Origin of the sequence: Bacillus velezensis, from assembly GCF_001461825.1 — a bacterium.
GTDB classification, from domain to species: domain Bacteria; phylum Bacillota; class Bacilli; order Bacillales; family Bacillaceae; genus Bacillus; species Bacillus velezensis.
In genome coordinates this window covers 188673-202789 of record NZ_LLZC01000004.1, presented here as the reverse complement: position 1 = coordinate 202789, position 14117 = coordinate 188673, and the positions used below count along the sequence as shown (strand labels likewise).

Genomic DNA, 14117 nt, shown 5'->3' with positions numbered 1-14117 from the left:
CGGAAAACAAAAGAAAACGCCGCAGGTCAAAACCCGCAGCGTCCTCATATAGACGGAGTGATGCTTAGAAACCGCCAACGAAGGCAGTACCAACAATAATCAACAGGATAAATAAAACAACGATCAAAGCGAAAGAGCTGACTCCTGAATATCCTGACATGAGCTTCACCTCCATATTGTCTATACCATACAATATGTAAAAGAAGCTGCTTTGTAAGGGATATTAGTGGACAAGAGAAAAAAGAGGCGGTGTCCTATGAGAGTAAGACTCCGGCGAAAAATTCGTCATACAGCGCCCGCACCGCGTGTTTTTCCTGTTCTTCTTTCACTCCGAACATCATGCTGACTTCCGAGGACCCTTGATTGATCATCTCGATGTTGACGCCGGCTTCCGACAGTGCTTTGGATGCCCTGGCGGTTGTGCCGACATTATGGCGCATCGCTTCCCCGACGACCATAATCAGCGCCAGATTGTGCCTGACTGTGACTTCATCTGCTTGAAGCTCCTGCTTCAGACGGGTGACGAGCCTGTGTTCCAGTTCTGAGTCCATCTGATTGTGCCGAAGGATGATTGTGATGTCGTCAATGCCGGATGGAACGTGTTCATACGTCAATCCTTCTTCCTCCAAAATGTGAAGGGCTTTGCGGCCGAAACCGATTTCCCGGTTCATTAAATATTTGCTTATGTAAATACTGCAAAAGCCCGTGTCGCTTGCGATGCCGATGACTGGCCCGTTCGTATTGTCACGGCTGCTGACGACGCGTGTTCCTTTCGCATCCGGATTATTCGTATTCTTAATCTGAACGGGGATGCCGGCCCGAAATGCGGGAATCAGCGCTTCATCATGAAAAACGGAAAATCCGGCATAGGAGAGCTCACGCATTTCCCGATACGTCAGTTCGTTAATTTCTTTCGGATGCCGCACGATTGACGGGTTGACGGAATAGACGGCGTCCACATCAGTAAAGTTTTCGTACAGGTCAGCTTTTAAGCCGTTGGCGAGAATGGAGCCGGTAATATCAGAACCGCTCCGGGAAAACGTCACAATCTCATGCTCCTTCGTGTAACCGAAAAATCCCGGAAAAATGATCAAGCCTTCCCGGTTTCTCAGGCGGTACAAATGATCATAAGACTCAGGGAGCACCTGCGCGCTTCCGGGTTCATTCGTCACAAACAGCCCCGCTTCTTTCGGACTTACGTATTCCGCTTTCACGCCCCGGCGCCGGAAGTAGGCTGCGATCAGCTTCGCGTTGTTGTCCTCGCCGCTCGCCTTCACCGCATCCATATATTGTTCGGGATTGGTTTTACAGCTGTTTAAGAGAGCGAATAGGTCACTGCGGATTCTTTCTATAATAGAGAAATCCAGGTTCAGCTCACGCGCGATGGCGGCGTACCGCTCAATGACCGTTTCGGCAAGCTCGGGCGCTGCACCTTTTTGTAAATAATGCTCCGCACAGCGGATTAACAGATCCGTCACCTTTGTATCGTCCGAGAAGCGTTTTCCCGGTGCCGATACGACGACGGCTTTCCGCGCGGGATCAGCCGTCACGATTTGAAACACTTTCTCAAGCTGGGCTCCTGACGCAAGAGAGCTGCCTCCGAATTTTACAACTTTCATGATTTACATCCCCTAATATTTAAATTTTCTCACAAATTTAATTTTTATTATCTCTCTTTCAAACATGTAAATCAAGGATTTTTTCTACGTGGGGAGAACATTTGTATTTTCATGGAGGAATTTTGCCGCTGTTTGTCAGATTGTTTCCCTCAAGCGTGTCATCATGTGCAAAAAATGATAAGCAGCCAAATGAAGGTTATAGAAAATCCTGCAAATTCTTGATAGACTGATTGTAAGACAATTTAGTGTACGGCCCGCGGATGACCGCTTTTGAAAGCAAAACTGTATTGACTGCGCTTGGAAAGATGATAAGATTATAATTGTCGTTGATAATGATAATCATTACGAGTGGGATATATGGGAGTTGTTTGGCAATCAGTCATACCGTTTGTGATGGGTGCAGGGAGGCAGCATGAAGCTACGTTACTTACTTTTGCTACTGGCGGTTTTGGCGTGTACTTCTATATTTATCGGTGTAGAAGATTTGTCGCCGCTGGATATTTTTCATTTAAATAAAGAACAGGCAGGTACATTATTTGACAGCCGGCTGCCGCGTTTGGTGAGCATTATCATCGCCGGCATGAGCCTGAGCATCTGCGGATTAATCATGCAGCAGATCAGCCGGAATAAATTTGTATCGCCGACGACTGCGGGAACGATGGACTGGGCAAGGCTCGGAATTTTGATTTCATTAATGCTTTTTACGTCAGCGAGTCCGCTTGTGAAAATGTCTATCGCTTTCGTTTTCGCGTTGGCGGGAAATTTCCTTTTCATGAAAATCCTCGAGAGAATCAAGTTCAATGATGCGATTTTTATTCCTCTCGTCGGTTTAATGCTTGGGAACATCGTCAGCTCAATCGCCACGTTTATCGCATATAAATACGATCTGATCCAAAACCTGTCATCTTGGCTGCAGGGAGATTTTTCACTGGTCGTCAAAGGCCGGTATGAGCTTTTATATCTGAGTATCCCGCTGGTGATCATCGCTTATGTGTATGCGGATAAATTTACGGTGGCGGGAATGGGAGAGAGCTTTTCCGTCAATCTCGGCCTGAAATACAAACGCGTCGTTAATATCGGTCTGATTATCGTGTCGCTCATCGCTTCACTGGTGATCCTGACCGTCGGGATGCTGCCGTTTCTCGGTTTGATCATTCCCAATATGGTGTCGATTTACAAAGGGGACAACCTGAGGAGCAGCCTGCCTCACACCGCTCTCTTGGGCGCTGTTTTTGTACTGTTTTGCGACATTTTGGGAAGGGTGATCATCTTCCCGTACGAAATTTCCATCGGCCTGATGGTCGGTGTTATCGGCAGCGGCATCTTCCTGTATATGCTGTTAAGGAGAAAAGCATATGAGTCATAATAAAAAAATTACGCTGCTGGCGGCGCTCGCCATGATATGTATCGGATTCTTCCTGTTCTACGGACTGGGCAATTGGGAATACTCCCTGCCGAGACGATGCTTCAAAGTGCTTGCCATGATGCTTACCGGAGGAGCGATCGCGTTTTCAACGGTCATCTTCCAGACGATTACAAATAACCGCATACTGACACCGGGCATTTTAGGCCTCGATTCCCTGTATATGCTCATTCAGACCGTCATCGTGTTCCTGTTCGGTTCAATGAATATCGTCATGATGAACAAAAATCTTAATTTCGTCATCTCCGTCGGACTGATGGTGCTCTTGTCACTCGTTTTGTATCAGCTCATGTTTAAAGGCGAGGGGCGGAACGTGTTTTTCCTTCTGCTTGTCGGCGTCGTGTTCGGCACGCTGTTCAACAGTCTGTCATCCTTTATGCAGATGCTGATTGATCCGAATGAGTTCCAGGTTGTTCAGGACAAAATGTTTGCCAGCTTTAACAATATCAACACCGATCTTTTATGGTTTGCCGGTGCTGTCTTTCTTCTGACGGGCATTTATGTCTGGCGGTTCACGCGGTTTTTTGACGTGCTGTCGCTCGGCAGGGAGCACGCCGTCAACCTGGGGATTGATTACGATAAGCTTGTGAAACAGATGCTCATTGTCGTCGCCATTCTTGTGTCTGTCTCTACGGCTCTTGTGGGGCCGATTATGTTTTTAGGACTGCTTGTCGTCAATCTGGCGAGAGAGTTTTTAAAAACCTACAGGCACACGTATTTAATCGCGGGTTCTGTCCTGATCAGCATCGTCGCGCTCGTCGGAGGCCAGTTCGTCGTGGAGAAAGTGTTCACGTTTTCCACGACGCTGAGCGTCATCATTAATTTTGCCGGCGGGATTTATTTTATCTATCTGCTGTTAAAGGAGAATAAATCATGGTAGAGGTCAAAAATGTAAGCAAACAATACGGAGGGAAAACCGTCCTTGAGAAAACGTCTCTATCCATTCAAAAGGGCAGGCTCACCTCATTTATCGGTCCGAACGGCGCGGGAAAAAGCACGCTGCTGTCTATCATGAGCCGGCTGATTAAGACGGATTCCGGGGAAATCACGGTCGACGGGCAAGAGATCGGGGCCTGCAAAAGCAACGATCTGGCGAAAAAAATCAGCATCTTGAAGCAGACGAACCAAATCAATATCAGACTGACAATTAAAGACCTGGTCAGCTTCGGCAGATTTCCGTATTCCCAAGGGAAACTGACGGATGAAGATTGGGTGCATATCAACCAGGCCCTCAGTTATATGAAGCTGGATGAATTAAAGGATAAATACCTCGATCAGCTCAGCGGAGGCCAGTGCCAGAGGGCATTTATCGCGATGATCATCGCTCAGGATACCGACTATATTTTTCTCGATGAGCCGCTGAACAATTTAGATATGAAGCATTCCGTTGAAATGATGAAGCTGTTGAAGCGGCTTGTGGAAGACTTCGGAAAAACGGTCGTCGTAGTGATTCACGATATCAACTTCGCATCCGTATATTCAGACCATATCGTCGCACTGAAAAACGGCCGGATCGTCAAAGAAGGGCCGGCGGAGGAGATCATTGAAACCTCCGTGCTTGAAGATATTTATGATATGACCATCCCGATTCAAGAGATTGACAGTCAGCGGATCGGTGTGTACTTTTCTTAAAAACCAGATGAGGTGAAAATCATGAAAAAATTCGCATTGCTATTCATTGCGCTAGTTACGATTTTTGTTGTTTCTGCATGCGGAAACGGGGACAAAACATCAGGCAAATCAAAAGAAACAATCACAATCAAAGATGACCTGAACAAAGAAGGAGTCAAAGTGCCGAAGAATCCGAAAAAAGTCGTCGTATTCAACTTCGGAATGCTGGACACGATGGATGAACTCGGTTTACAGGATCACGTGGCGGGACTTCCGAAACAAAACCTTCCAAAATACTTATCTTCATATAAAAGTGATAAATACGCCAATACCGGCGGTTTAAAAGAACCGGATTTTGAAAAAGTCGCGGATATTGATCCGGATTTAATCATTATCGCCCACAGACAATCTGATTCTTATAAAGAGTTCTCAAAAATCGCGCCGACGATTTATCTTGATGATGACTATACAAACTACGTTGACAGATTCAAGCACAACACCGAAGTGATCGGCAAAATCTTTAACAAAGAAAATGAAGTGAAAGATAAGCTTGCGAAAATTGACAAATCCATTGCCGATCTGAAGAAAAAGACAAGCAGCACGGATAAAAACGGGTTAGTGGTGATGGCGAACGACGGCAAAATCAGCGCGTTCGGATCTAAATCAAGATACGGCTTCATTCATGATGTGTTCGGCGTCAAACCGGCTGACAAAAACATTGAAGCCTCACTGCACGGACAAAGCATTTCCTATGAATATATCGCCAAAACAAACCCTGATTACATGTTTGTCGTTGACCGCGGAACAGCGATCGGCACAAAATCTTCAACAAAACAAGTGGTTGAAAATGATTATGTAAAATCGGTGAAAGCCGTGAAAAACAACCATGTTGTCTACCTTGATTCAGCTACATGGTATTTATCAGGAGGCGGCCTGGAATCCATGGCGCAAATGGTGAAAGAAGTAAAAGACGGAATCGAGAAGTAAAAAAAGAACCCGGTCACATACGTGATCGGGTTCTTTTTGGTTTACCGCGTAACGGCCTGCTGCTGCTCGGGCTGACGCGGTTTTTTCTTCAATATAAAAGATAGGAGGAAGCCGGCCAGCGCGATGCAGGCGGCTACGACAAATGCCGCATTCATGCCGTGCAGGGCGGCGTTTGCCGGAGTTGACGCATTTGCGTGCGCGGCCTGGCTGCTCATCACGGAAACCAGCAGCGCCGTACCGATAGAACCGCCGACTTGGCGGACGGTATTGTTCATGGCTGTGCCGTGCGGAATTAAGTGGCGCGGCAGGGCGTTGATCCCCGCTGTCGTCACCGGCATCATAATCATGGCTGTTCCCAGAAGCCGCGCGGTATAAACGACGACAATCCAAATGAGAGACGTCGAGTCCGTCAGATTCATAAACGGCAGGGACGTGAGCAGGATGATGAAGAATCCGGTCATCGCAAGGCCTTTTCCGCCGATTTTGTCAAACACCCGGCCGATAAACGGAGACATCATCCCCATCACAATCGCGCCCGGCAAAAGCATTAATCCGGTATCAAACGCGGATACGCCCCGGACTTTTTGCGTGTAAAGCGGGAGAATGGTTTCCGTTCCGATCAGCAGCGCGAAAACAAGCGTTCCGAGCAGGGTGGTCAGGCTGAAAATCCCGAAAGAAAACACGCGGAATTCCAGCATCGGTTTTTTGAGCTTCATCTGTCTTGCGATAAAGAAAATCAGCGCGGCCGCTCCGACAAGCAGCGAAGTCAGCACTTCAGTACTGGTCCACCCTGATGAACCGGCGCTTGAGAAGCCGTAAAGCAGACCGCCGAATCCGAGGGTCGATAAGATCACAGATAAAATATCAATCTGTGTTTCTCGTAATGTCGTGACGTTTTTCATCAGAATAATCGCTAAAAGCAAATCGATGACTGCGATCGGGAAGATAATATAAAACAAAGACCGCCAAGAGAATGCTTCGACCGCCCATCCGGAAAGCGTCGGGCCGATCGCCGGCGCGAACGAAATAACCAAGCCGACCATACCCATGGCGCGGCCGCGCTTTTCCATCGGGAAAATCGTGAGAAATACCGTCTGCATGAGAGGCAGCATAATTCCGGCGCCGGCCGCCTGAATAATCCGGGCCGTTAAGAGCACCGGAAAGTTCGGGGCGAATGCGCCGACAATGGTGCCCGCCGTGAAAATACTCATGGCGGAAATCAAGAGGGTGCGGCTTGTAAATTTCTCTATTAAAAACGCGGTAATCGGAATCAAAATCCCGTTCGTCAGCATAAACGACGTTGTCAGCCATTGCGCTTTGTTGGCGTCTATATTGAAGTCATTCATAATGTGCGGCAGCGCCGTGATAAGCAGTGTCTGGTTCAAAATGGCGACGAACGCACCCGCCAAAAGAATCCCGACGATGACAGAGCGGTTGTATGGTGCAGTTTTAATACTCTTATTCAAGCTGATTCCTTCTTTCTTTATAGTTTGAGCAATGTTTTAACGGCTGCAAGCGGCTGGTGCAGCGGTCCGGCCTGCTCCAAATAACCGATGAGCGCTTTGATGAGAAAATCCCGCGGCTGTTTGTCCGCTGATTCTTTCTCCAGCATAGCCGCCGCGGAAGCGAGTCCTGCGGCGTCATATTTTTCCTCCGGAAGGGCTGAGACGGCTTCTTTCAGTTCCTTCAGGCTTTCAGCCAGCAATACGGTTTTGTCTTTCGGCTCAAATGAGGAAGCGGAGGCGATATAAAGGTCAATCATCTCCTGAGGCAAAGCGGTTTCGGTTGTCCTGTTTTCGACGATGAGATTGAGATGGCGGATGATAAACTCCGTGAGCGGCTCCAGGGCGAGCGGTTCTTTTTCCAGCTTAATCAGCGTGATGCACTCTCTCAGGAGCCCCTGCAGGACGATCACCAGCTCCCATACATAAGGAATAATGTCATCGCCGTACGTCTGAATCAGTGAATCGCGATGCCAGCAGATAAAGGTGGAGCGGGCCCTGTGAATATGCCGTTTTACCCGCTCATTAATGGAAGAGGGGCTTCCGTACATCAGCATATTAAAAAACTGCTGATTGCGCCTGAAGCCTTCAAGCTCAGCCATCAGTTTTTTGGCAAACCGTTCCTCAGGGGAGAGGCTTGTTTCTTCATTCAATAATGAAGCGGCGGCTACCATCTGTTTCTGGTTAAAGTCGAGCAGCTCCAGGAGCAGGTCTTCCTTTGATTCAAACAGCTTATATAAAGATGCTTTGGAGACTTTGCACTCCTCTGCGATCGCCTGCATCGAAACTGACGAAAAGCTTTTCCCGGAAAAAAGCTTTCTTGCCGCCAGCAGAATATCCGTTTTCTTATCATTCATAAGCCCAGATTCCTTCTTTCGTCACAATAGAAAACCCATCGGTTCACAGAAAACCAATGAGTATATGATGAAAATATTAACAAAAATTTTTACATAGTGTCAACGCTTTTGTTTGAGAAATAGAAAAAACCTGCCGGAGTGTTCCGGCAGGCTGATCCGCTTATTTATCCGTCTTAAATCCTTGTTTTTCAAGCATTTCACGAATGTGAGGATAATAAAGCTGCTTATAGTAGGAGGTGATGCCTTGTGACCAGTTTCTCGTTTCCTGTCCGTCGGTGCGTTTTTTCATGTATTCGGACATCTGCTTGTCATAGGCCTCGATATGTGTTCTTACATCTTCTTCTTGATACGTTTCATGATGCAGAACGGCTGCTTGCGGCAGACGCGGTTTTTTCGCGGAGCGGTCTGCCGGATGGCCGATGACGAGACCGGAAACCGGGAAAACGTATTTCGGAAGTTTCAGCAATTCAATGAGTTCGTCCGGCTTGCCGCGCACGGCGCCGATCGGCACAGTGCCGAGTCCCATTGATTCAGCTGCAGCCGTTGCCGTACCCAGCGCAATCCCGACATCTACGGCTCCCACAAGTACGGACTCTAAACCGTTCGTGATCTCAAGCGGTGTATCATTATATTCTTCAAGCGCAATTTTGGCGCGGTTAAAATCAGCGCAGAATAAAAGGAAAACCGGCGCTTGGTCAATCCACGGCTGGCCGCCCGCCAATTCGGATATTTTTTTCTTCCGTTCCTTATCTTTCACCGCTATAACGGTAAATTGCTGGCCGTTAATGGAAGTCGGCGCTGCTTGAGCGGCTTGGATGATAAGGTCCAGCTGTTCATCCGATACGGGTTCATCTGTGTAGCTGCGGATGGAACGGTGGTCTGTTAATAATTGAAGGACTTCGTTCATGTCATTCATCCTTTCGTTACTCTGACAGTTCTGTGCGGACGACGTCAAGCGGCGCACTCAGCAGTTCTTTTGCTTTTGCCACAAATCCTTGGAAATGGTCAGTTGCGTTGTGGAATTTCATCGCTTCTTCATCTTTCCATTGCTCAAGCATGACGAATGTATTTTCCTCACCGACTTTTTCGAAAAGGTCGTATTGCACATTTCCTTCTTCCGCGCGTGAATGCTGAACAAGTGATTGCGCTTCTCCTAAAAATTCCTCGCGTTTATCCGCTTTTACTTTCATGTAAGCCTGTAAGACGATCATTGTTATTCCTCCTGATTGGGTTAATTTGTTATAGTTCGAATATTATCGAACTAACTGTAACATGTTTCGCTGCGAATGGTAAAGGAAAAACCCTCACCGCCTAAATTGTCACCCGCCGCTTTTATGTGTTACATTTGACTCATGAACATTCCAAACCATCCTGAAACCGAACGCTTACAGCTGACAAAGGTTCTTCATGCTCTGAGTGATCCGCTCCGCTTAGAGCTGGTCAAACAATTGGCGGAAACAACAGAAAAAACGTGCGGAACCTGCGCTGATGTCCGGGTCGCTAAATCAACGCTGTCCCATCACTTCAAAGTGCTGCGGGAAGCGGGGATCGCCCAAGTGCGCATAGACGGGAAGCACCGTTATTATTCCCTGCGCAAAGATGATTTACAAGCGGCGTTTCCCGGCCTGCTGGAGGCGATTTTGCAGACAGAGCCGGACCGCTGGTAAATAAGTCCCCGAATTCCGGGGGTTTTTTTATGCGCCGAAAACTGCCAGGTAAAGTCTGTAGACGCCTTCTTGAATATCGCTCTCCTTCAGGCGGGCGAATCCCAGAATGAGCTGCGGCTTATTTGAATCGCTTCCCGTTTTCAGACGGAACCGGCTCATCGCAAACAGATCGAGCTGTTCTGCATCCGCCCGTGCCAATATCTCTTTTTCTGAACGGGCGCAGTCAAACTCAGTGACAAAATGAAGCCCCGCATTGGCGCCCTTTACACTGATTCTATCTCCGAATGTTTCTTCCAAAGCCGAAATGAGGCGTTCCCGCATGTTCTTATAATGCTGCTTCATCTTTTTAATATGTTTCTGATATTCACCTGATTCGATAAATTCTTTCAGCGCGAGCTGGGCAAGCGTGCTGCACGTATGCAGGTCATACGTTCTCTCTTTGAACGTCCGCAAAAGCCCGGGCGGCAGAACCATATAGCTGATGCGCAGACCTGGGAAAAGGGATTTTGAAAAGGTCCCCATGTAGATGACATTTTGAAACCGGTCAAGGCTTTGAAGCGCCGGTATCGTATCGGCGTCATATTTAAATTCACTGTCATAATCATCTTCAATGATGAAGCGGCCGTTCTGTTCGGCGGCCCAGTTTAAAAGCTGAATCCGCCGGGAAGCGGGCATGATCACGCCTGAGGGGAATTGATGGGAAGGCGTAGTGATCAATACAGAGGGCCGGCGTTTTTCGATTTCGTCCATGGACATGCCTTTTTCATCAAGGCTGATCGTTGCAACCTTTTTCCCGAGGTTTTGCAGCAGCCGGTACATCCTCATATATCCCGGGTTCTCCATGGCGTAGGGCGCGTCTTCGGGCAGCAGTTCCGTCAGCAGCTGCACCAGCAATTGCGTGCCCGCCCCGAGCACGATTTGTTCCGGGCGGCATGTAACGCCCCTTGTCAGGGAAATAAGCCGCGAAATTGTTTCACGGACTTCATATAAACCTTGCGGGTGGACGAGTTCTCCGAGTGTATGAAATGAACGGGCGGCTGCTTTATGCTCACAGCGAAACCAGCTTTTCAGAGGGAAATGCGCCGTATCCACGCTCATATGAGAAAACGAAATCCAGCCGCTCTTATCCGTCTCCCGCTCTTTCAAATCATCAGGCAATAGAAGCGAAGGCGCTTCTTCATGATAAACCGTATCAATTTCCTCCACGAAAAAGCCTTTTCTTTCGACTGCATATAAATAACCTTCCGAAAGCAGCTGCTGATAAGCTGAATTCACTGAATTCACGCTGACCTTCAGCGTCTCGGCAAGCTCCCGTTTAGACGGCACCTTTGTATGAGGCATCAGGCTGCGCTTCAAAACGGCCGCTTTTATGTGCTGATAGATCTGCTGATAGATATAATCCGCCGTTTCCGAATGATCAATGGAAATCGTCAGCATCCAGACCCTGCCCCTTTCTGATACCATGGATAAATTGATTTTGGTACTTTTCATCATACCAAAAAGAAGTCAGAATGATAAGAAAACAATGCAGGGGGATGGAATCTATGAGTCGAACAGCATCAACGGAAGTGACAACTGCCCAGTGGCAGCAAAAACGGGATCAATTCGTTTCCAAGGGGGTCGGCAACGGAAACCGCGGCATGGCCGTAAAAGGGGAAGGGGCGCTTTTGTACGATTTGGACGGCAGACGATTCATTGATTTTGCCGGAGCGATCGGAACGCTGAATGTCGGCCATTCCCATCCGAAAGTGGTGGAGGCCGTGAAGAAACAGGCGGAGGATCTGATTCACCCGGGATTTAACGTCATGATGTATCCGTCTTATATTGAGCTGGCCGAAAAACTTTGCGCCCTTGCGCCGGGAGATCATGCGAAAAAAGCGATTTTTCTCAATTCGGGAGCGGAAGCGGTGGAAAACGCCGTGAAAATCGCCAGAAAATATACGAAGCGCCAGGCTGTCGTGTCATTTACAAGAGGGTTCCACGGCCGCACGAACATGACGATGAGCATGACGAGCAAGGTGAAGCCTTATAAATTCGGTTTCGGCCCATTTGCCTCAGAGGTGTATCAGGCGCCGTTTCCTTACTATTATCAAAAGCCGGCCGGCATGAGCGACGAGCAGTATGACGACTTTATCATCAGCGCTTTTGAGGATTTCTTTATCTCCGCAGTTGCACCGGAAACCGTCGCCTGTGTCGTAATGGAGCCGGTTCAGGGAGAAGGCGGCTTCATCATTCCGTCAAAACGTTTCGTGCAGCACGTCGCCGCTTTTTGTAAAAAACACAGCATCGTTTTTGTAGCGGATGAGATCCAGACCGGTTTTGCCAGAACGGGAACATATTTTGCGATTGAGCATTTCGGAGCCGTTCCTGATTTGATCACCGTATCCAAATCACTTGCGGCCGGATTGCCGCTGAGCGGCGTCATCGGCCGGGCGGAAATGCTTGATGCCGCCGCGCCGGGTGAACTCGGGGGCACATATGCGGGAAGCCCGCTCGGCTGTGCGGCTGCGCTCGCGGTCTTGGATATTATTGAAGAAGAAGGGCTGAATCAGCGTTCCGAGGAGATCGGCCGGATCATCGAGCATCAAGCGCTCGAGTGGAAAAAAGAGCATGCCTGTATCGGAGAAGTGCGCAGACTCGGTGCGATGGCGGCCATCGAAATTATCAAAGATCCGGACACGCGGGAACCGGACAAAGCGAAAGCCGCGGCGATCGCTAAAACGGCGAACGAGAACGGACTGCTGCTGCTGACGGCCGGCATTAACGGCAACATTATCAGATTCCTGACGCCGCTTGTCGTGACGGATGAGCAGCTCAAAGAAGGCCTTTCCATTATCGAAGCAGCTCTGTGAGTTCAATTATTGGAATGCCGGCGGATGTGTCTGCTATCATGAAAGTGTGAGATACATCAACAAGCATTCAATGGCTTTACTATAGCAGAGAAAGGAATGTTCAATATGCCAGAACAATTAACAGTGTACAACCCGGCAACGGGAGAGGCGATCGAAAGCATCCCCCAGCAGACGGCCGAAGATGTTGAAAAAGCGATTGAACGTTCACATCAAGCGTTTCAATCATGGTCCAAAACATCAGCGGGAGAACGTGCCTCACTTTTGAGAAAATGGTATGAGCTGATTGTTGAAAATAAAGAAGAACTTGCGGAATTAATTACGAAAGAAAACGGCAAACCGTATGAAGAAGCGGTCGGAGAAGTTTTATACGGCGCCGGTTATATTGAATGGTTCGCCGAAGAAGCAAAACGGATTTACGGCAGAACCGTACCTGCGCCGACAACGGGCAAACGGATTGTCGTCACCCGTCAGGCGGTCGGCCCGGTAGCCGCGATCACGCCGTGGAATTTCCCGAATGCGATGATTACAAGAAAAGCCGCGCCCGCTTTGGCGGCAGGCTGTACGTTCATCATCAAACCGGCGGAGGATACGCCGCTTTCCGCTTACGCCCTTGCGCGTCTCGCATATGAAGCGGGAATTCCGAAGGACGTGCTGCAAGTGGTGATCGGTGACGGAGCCGAAATCGGAAACGTCTTCACCAGCAGCCCGAAAATCCGTAAAATTACTTTTACCGGCTCAACGCCTGTCGGCAAAATCCTGATGAAAAACAGCGCCGACACCGTAAAACATATGTCAATGGAGCTTGGCGGACATGCGCCGCTGATCGTGGATGAAGACGCTGATCTTGATCTGGCGGTAGCCCAAACAATGGCCTCTAAATTCAGAAATGCCGGCCAAACCTGCGTCTGTGCGAACCGGCTGATCGTACACGAATCCGTAAAAGACGAGTTTGCGAAAAAACTGAGTGAAGAAGCTGCGAAACTCAAAGTCGGAAACGGTCTTGAAAAAGGCGTAAACGTCGGCCCTGTCATCAACAAAAAAGGCTTCGATAAAATCGTCGGCCAAATTAATGACGCCGTGGAAAAAGGCGCAAAAGTGCTGACGGGCGGAACGTATGACCAAAACGATGAAAAAGGATGCTATTTCGTGACGCCGACCGTGCTTTCAGATGTAGATACATCCATGAACATCATGCATGAAGAAACATTCGGCCCGGTTGCGCCGATCGTTACGTTCTCAGATATTGATGAAGCGATCAAGCTTGCGAACGATACGCCGTTCGGGCTTGCGGCTTATTTCTTCACAGAAAACTACCGCCGCGGCATTTATATTTCTGAACAGCTTGAATACGGCATCATCGGCTGGAATGACGGCGGTCCGTCCGCGGTTCAAGCGCCGTTCGGAGGAATGAAAGAAAGCGGCATCGGCCGTGAAGGCGGTACGGAAGGCATTGAACCGTACCTGGAAACCAAATACATGTCTATCGGACTTTAATGAGCCGAAAAGAAAGCCCCGCTTCTAAGCGGGGCTGTTTTTATTGAGCAGTCTGCCGGTGAATATCGCCGGCAGGCTTTTTTGATCTTGCGGGAATAATCGGTT

14 protein-coding genes are annotated in these 14117 nt (G+C 48.6%); 7 read left to right on the top strand and 7 right to left on the bottom strand.

Annotated features, from left to right (window positions below):
- Positions 1-64 precede the first annotated feature (64 nt).
- Together AR442_RS19660 and AR442_RS02670 are read right to left on the bottom strand one after the other, a co-directional pair.
- Entirely contained in the window at positions 65-175 is a 111-nt protein-coding gene (locus tag AR442_RS19660; RefSeq protein WP_369878517.1) for a YjcZ family sporulation protein, read from the bottom strand.
- Positions 176-254: 79 nt separating this feature from the next.
- The gene (locus AR442_RS02670; RefSeq protein ID WP_053285479.1) at positions 255-1619 is read right to left on the bottom strand and encodes an aspartate kinase; all 1365 of its coding nucleotides are present in this window, start codon (positions 1617-1619) and stop codon (positions 255-257) included.
- A 412-nt stretch (positions 1620-2031) separates the two neighbouring features.
- On the opposite strand from AR442_RS02670, the gene AR442_RS02665 reads away from it, so the two are divergent.
- The 4 genes from AR442_RS02665 to AR442_RS02650 are packed head-to-tail and all read left to right on the top strand — an operon-like array spanning position 2032 to position 5640.
- Positions 2032-2985: an ABC transporter permease gene (locus AR442_RS02665; RefSeq protein ID WP_015239156.1), complete on the top strand. Its 954-nt coding sequence runs from the start codon at positions 2032-2034 to the stop codon at positions 2983-2985.
- Positions 2975-3922 (top strand): iron chelate uptake ABC transporter family permease subunit, encoded by a 948-nt coding sequence (locus AR442_RS02660; RefSeq protein WP_014416905.1) that lies wholly within the window; start codon positions 2975-2977, stop codon positions 3920-3922. Before AR442_RS02665 ends, AR442_RS02660 begins: the two co-directional genes overlap by 11 nt.
- Positions 3916-4674: an iron ABC transporter ATP-binding protein gene (locus AR442_RS02655; RefSeq protein ID WP_012116804.1), complete on the top strand. Its 759-nt coding sequence runs from the start codon at positions 3916-3918 to the stop codon at positions 4672-4674. Before AR442_RS02660 ends, AR442_RS02655 begins: the two co-directional genes overlap by 7 nt.
- A 21-nt stretch (positions 4675-4695) precedes the next feature.
- Positions 4696-5640 (top strand): siderophore ABC transporter substrate-binding protein, encoded by a 945-nt coding sequence (locus AR442_RS02650; protein ID WP_012116805.1) that lies wholly within the window; start codon positions 4696-4698, stop codon positions 5638-5640.
- Positions 5641-5681: 41 nt separating this feature from the next.
- On the opposite strand, the gene AR442_RS02645 is transcribed toward AR442_RS02650, so the two are convergent.
- The 4 genes from AR442_RS02645 to AR442_RS02630 form a co-directional block, all read right to left on the bottom strand.
- Positions 5682-7106 (bottom strand): MDR family MFS transporter, encoded by a 1425-nt coding sequence (locus AR442_RS02645; protein ID WP_014416906.1) that lies wholly within the window; start codon positions 7104-7106, stop codon positions 5682-5684.
- 17 nt (positions 7107-7123) lie between these two features.
- Positions 7124-7999 (bottom strand): TetR/AcrR family transcriptional regulator, encoded by an 876-nt coding sequence (locus AR442_RS02640; RefSeq protein ID WP_022552589.1) that lies wholly within the window; start codon positions 7997-7999, stop codon positions 7124-7126.
- A gap of 160 nt (positions 8000-8159) precedes the next feature.
- A complete protein-coding gene (nfsA, locus tag AR442_RS02635; protein WP_014416908.1) occupies positions 8160-8906 on the bottom strand; it encodes an oxygen-insensitive NADPH nitroreductase in 747 nt (248 codons plus the stop codon).
- A 16-nt stretch (positions 8907-8922) separates the two neighbouring features.
- Positions 8923-9210: a putative quinol monooxygenase gene (locus AR442_RS02630; protein WP_014416909.1), complete on the bottom strand. Its 288-nt coding sequence runs from the start codon at positions 9208-9210 to the stop codon at positions 8923-8925.
- 141 nt (positions 9211-9351) lie between these two features.
- Here AR442_RS02630 and AR442_RS02625 point away from each other — a divergent pair, with 141 nt between their 5' ends.
- Positions 9352-9666 (top strand): ArsR/SmtB family transcription factor, encoded by a 315-nt coding sequence (locus tag AR442_RS02625; RefSeq protein ID WP_012116810.1) that lies wholly within the window; start codon positions 9352-9354, stop codon positions 9664-9666.
- Positions 9667-9693: 27 nt separating this feature from the next.
- Here the strand turns inward: AR442_RS02625 and gabR are convergent, their stop codons facing one another.
- Positions 9694-11103 carry a MocR-like transcriptional regulator GabR gene (gene gabR / locus AR442_RS02620; RefSeq protein WP_014416910.1) on the bottom strand — a complete coding sequence of 470 codons (1410 nt, stop codon included), beginning with the start codon at positions 11101-11103 and terminating at the stop codon, positions 9694-9696.
- A 107-nt stretch (positions 11104-11210) separates the two neighbouring features.
- On the opposite strand from gabR, the gene gabT reads away from it, so the two are divergent.
- Positions 11211-12518, top strand: a complete 1308-nt coding sequence (gabT, locus tag AR442_RS02615; RefSeq protein ID WP_014416911.1) for a 4-aminobutyrate--2-oxoglutarate transaminase — start codon at positions 11211-11213, stop codon at positions 12516-12518.
- Positions 12519-12623: 105 nt separating this feature from the next.
- On the top strand, positions 12624-14012 hold the full coding sequence (gabD, locus tag AR442_RS02610) for a succinate-semialdehyde dehydrogenase (RefSeq protein WP_014416912.1): 1389 nt from the start codon (positions 12624-12626) through the stop codon (positions 14010-14012).
- Positions 14013-14117 lie beyond the last annotated feature (105 nt).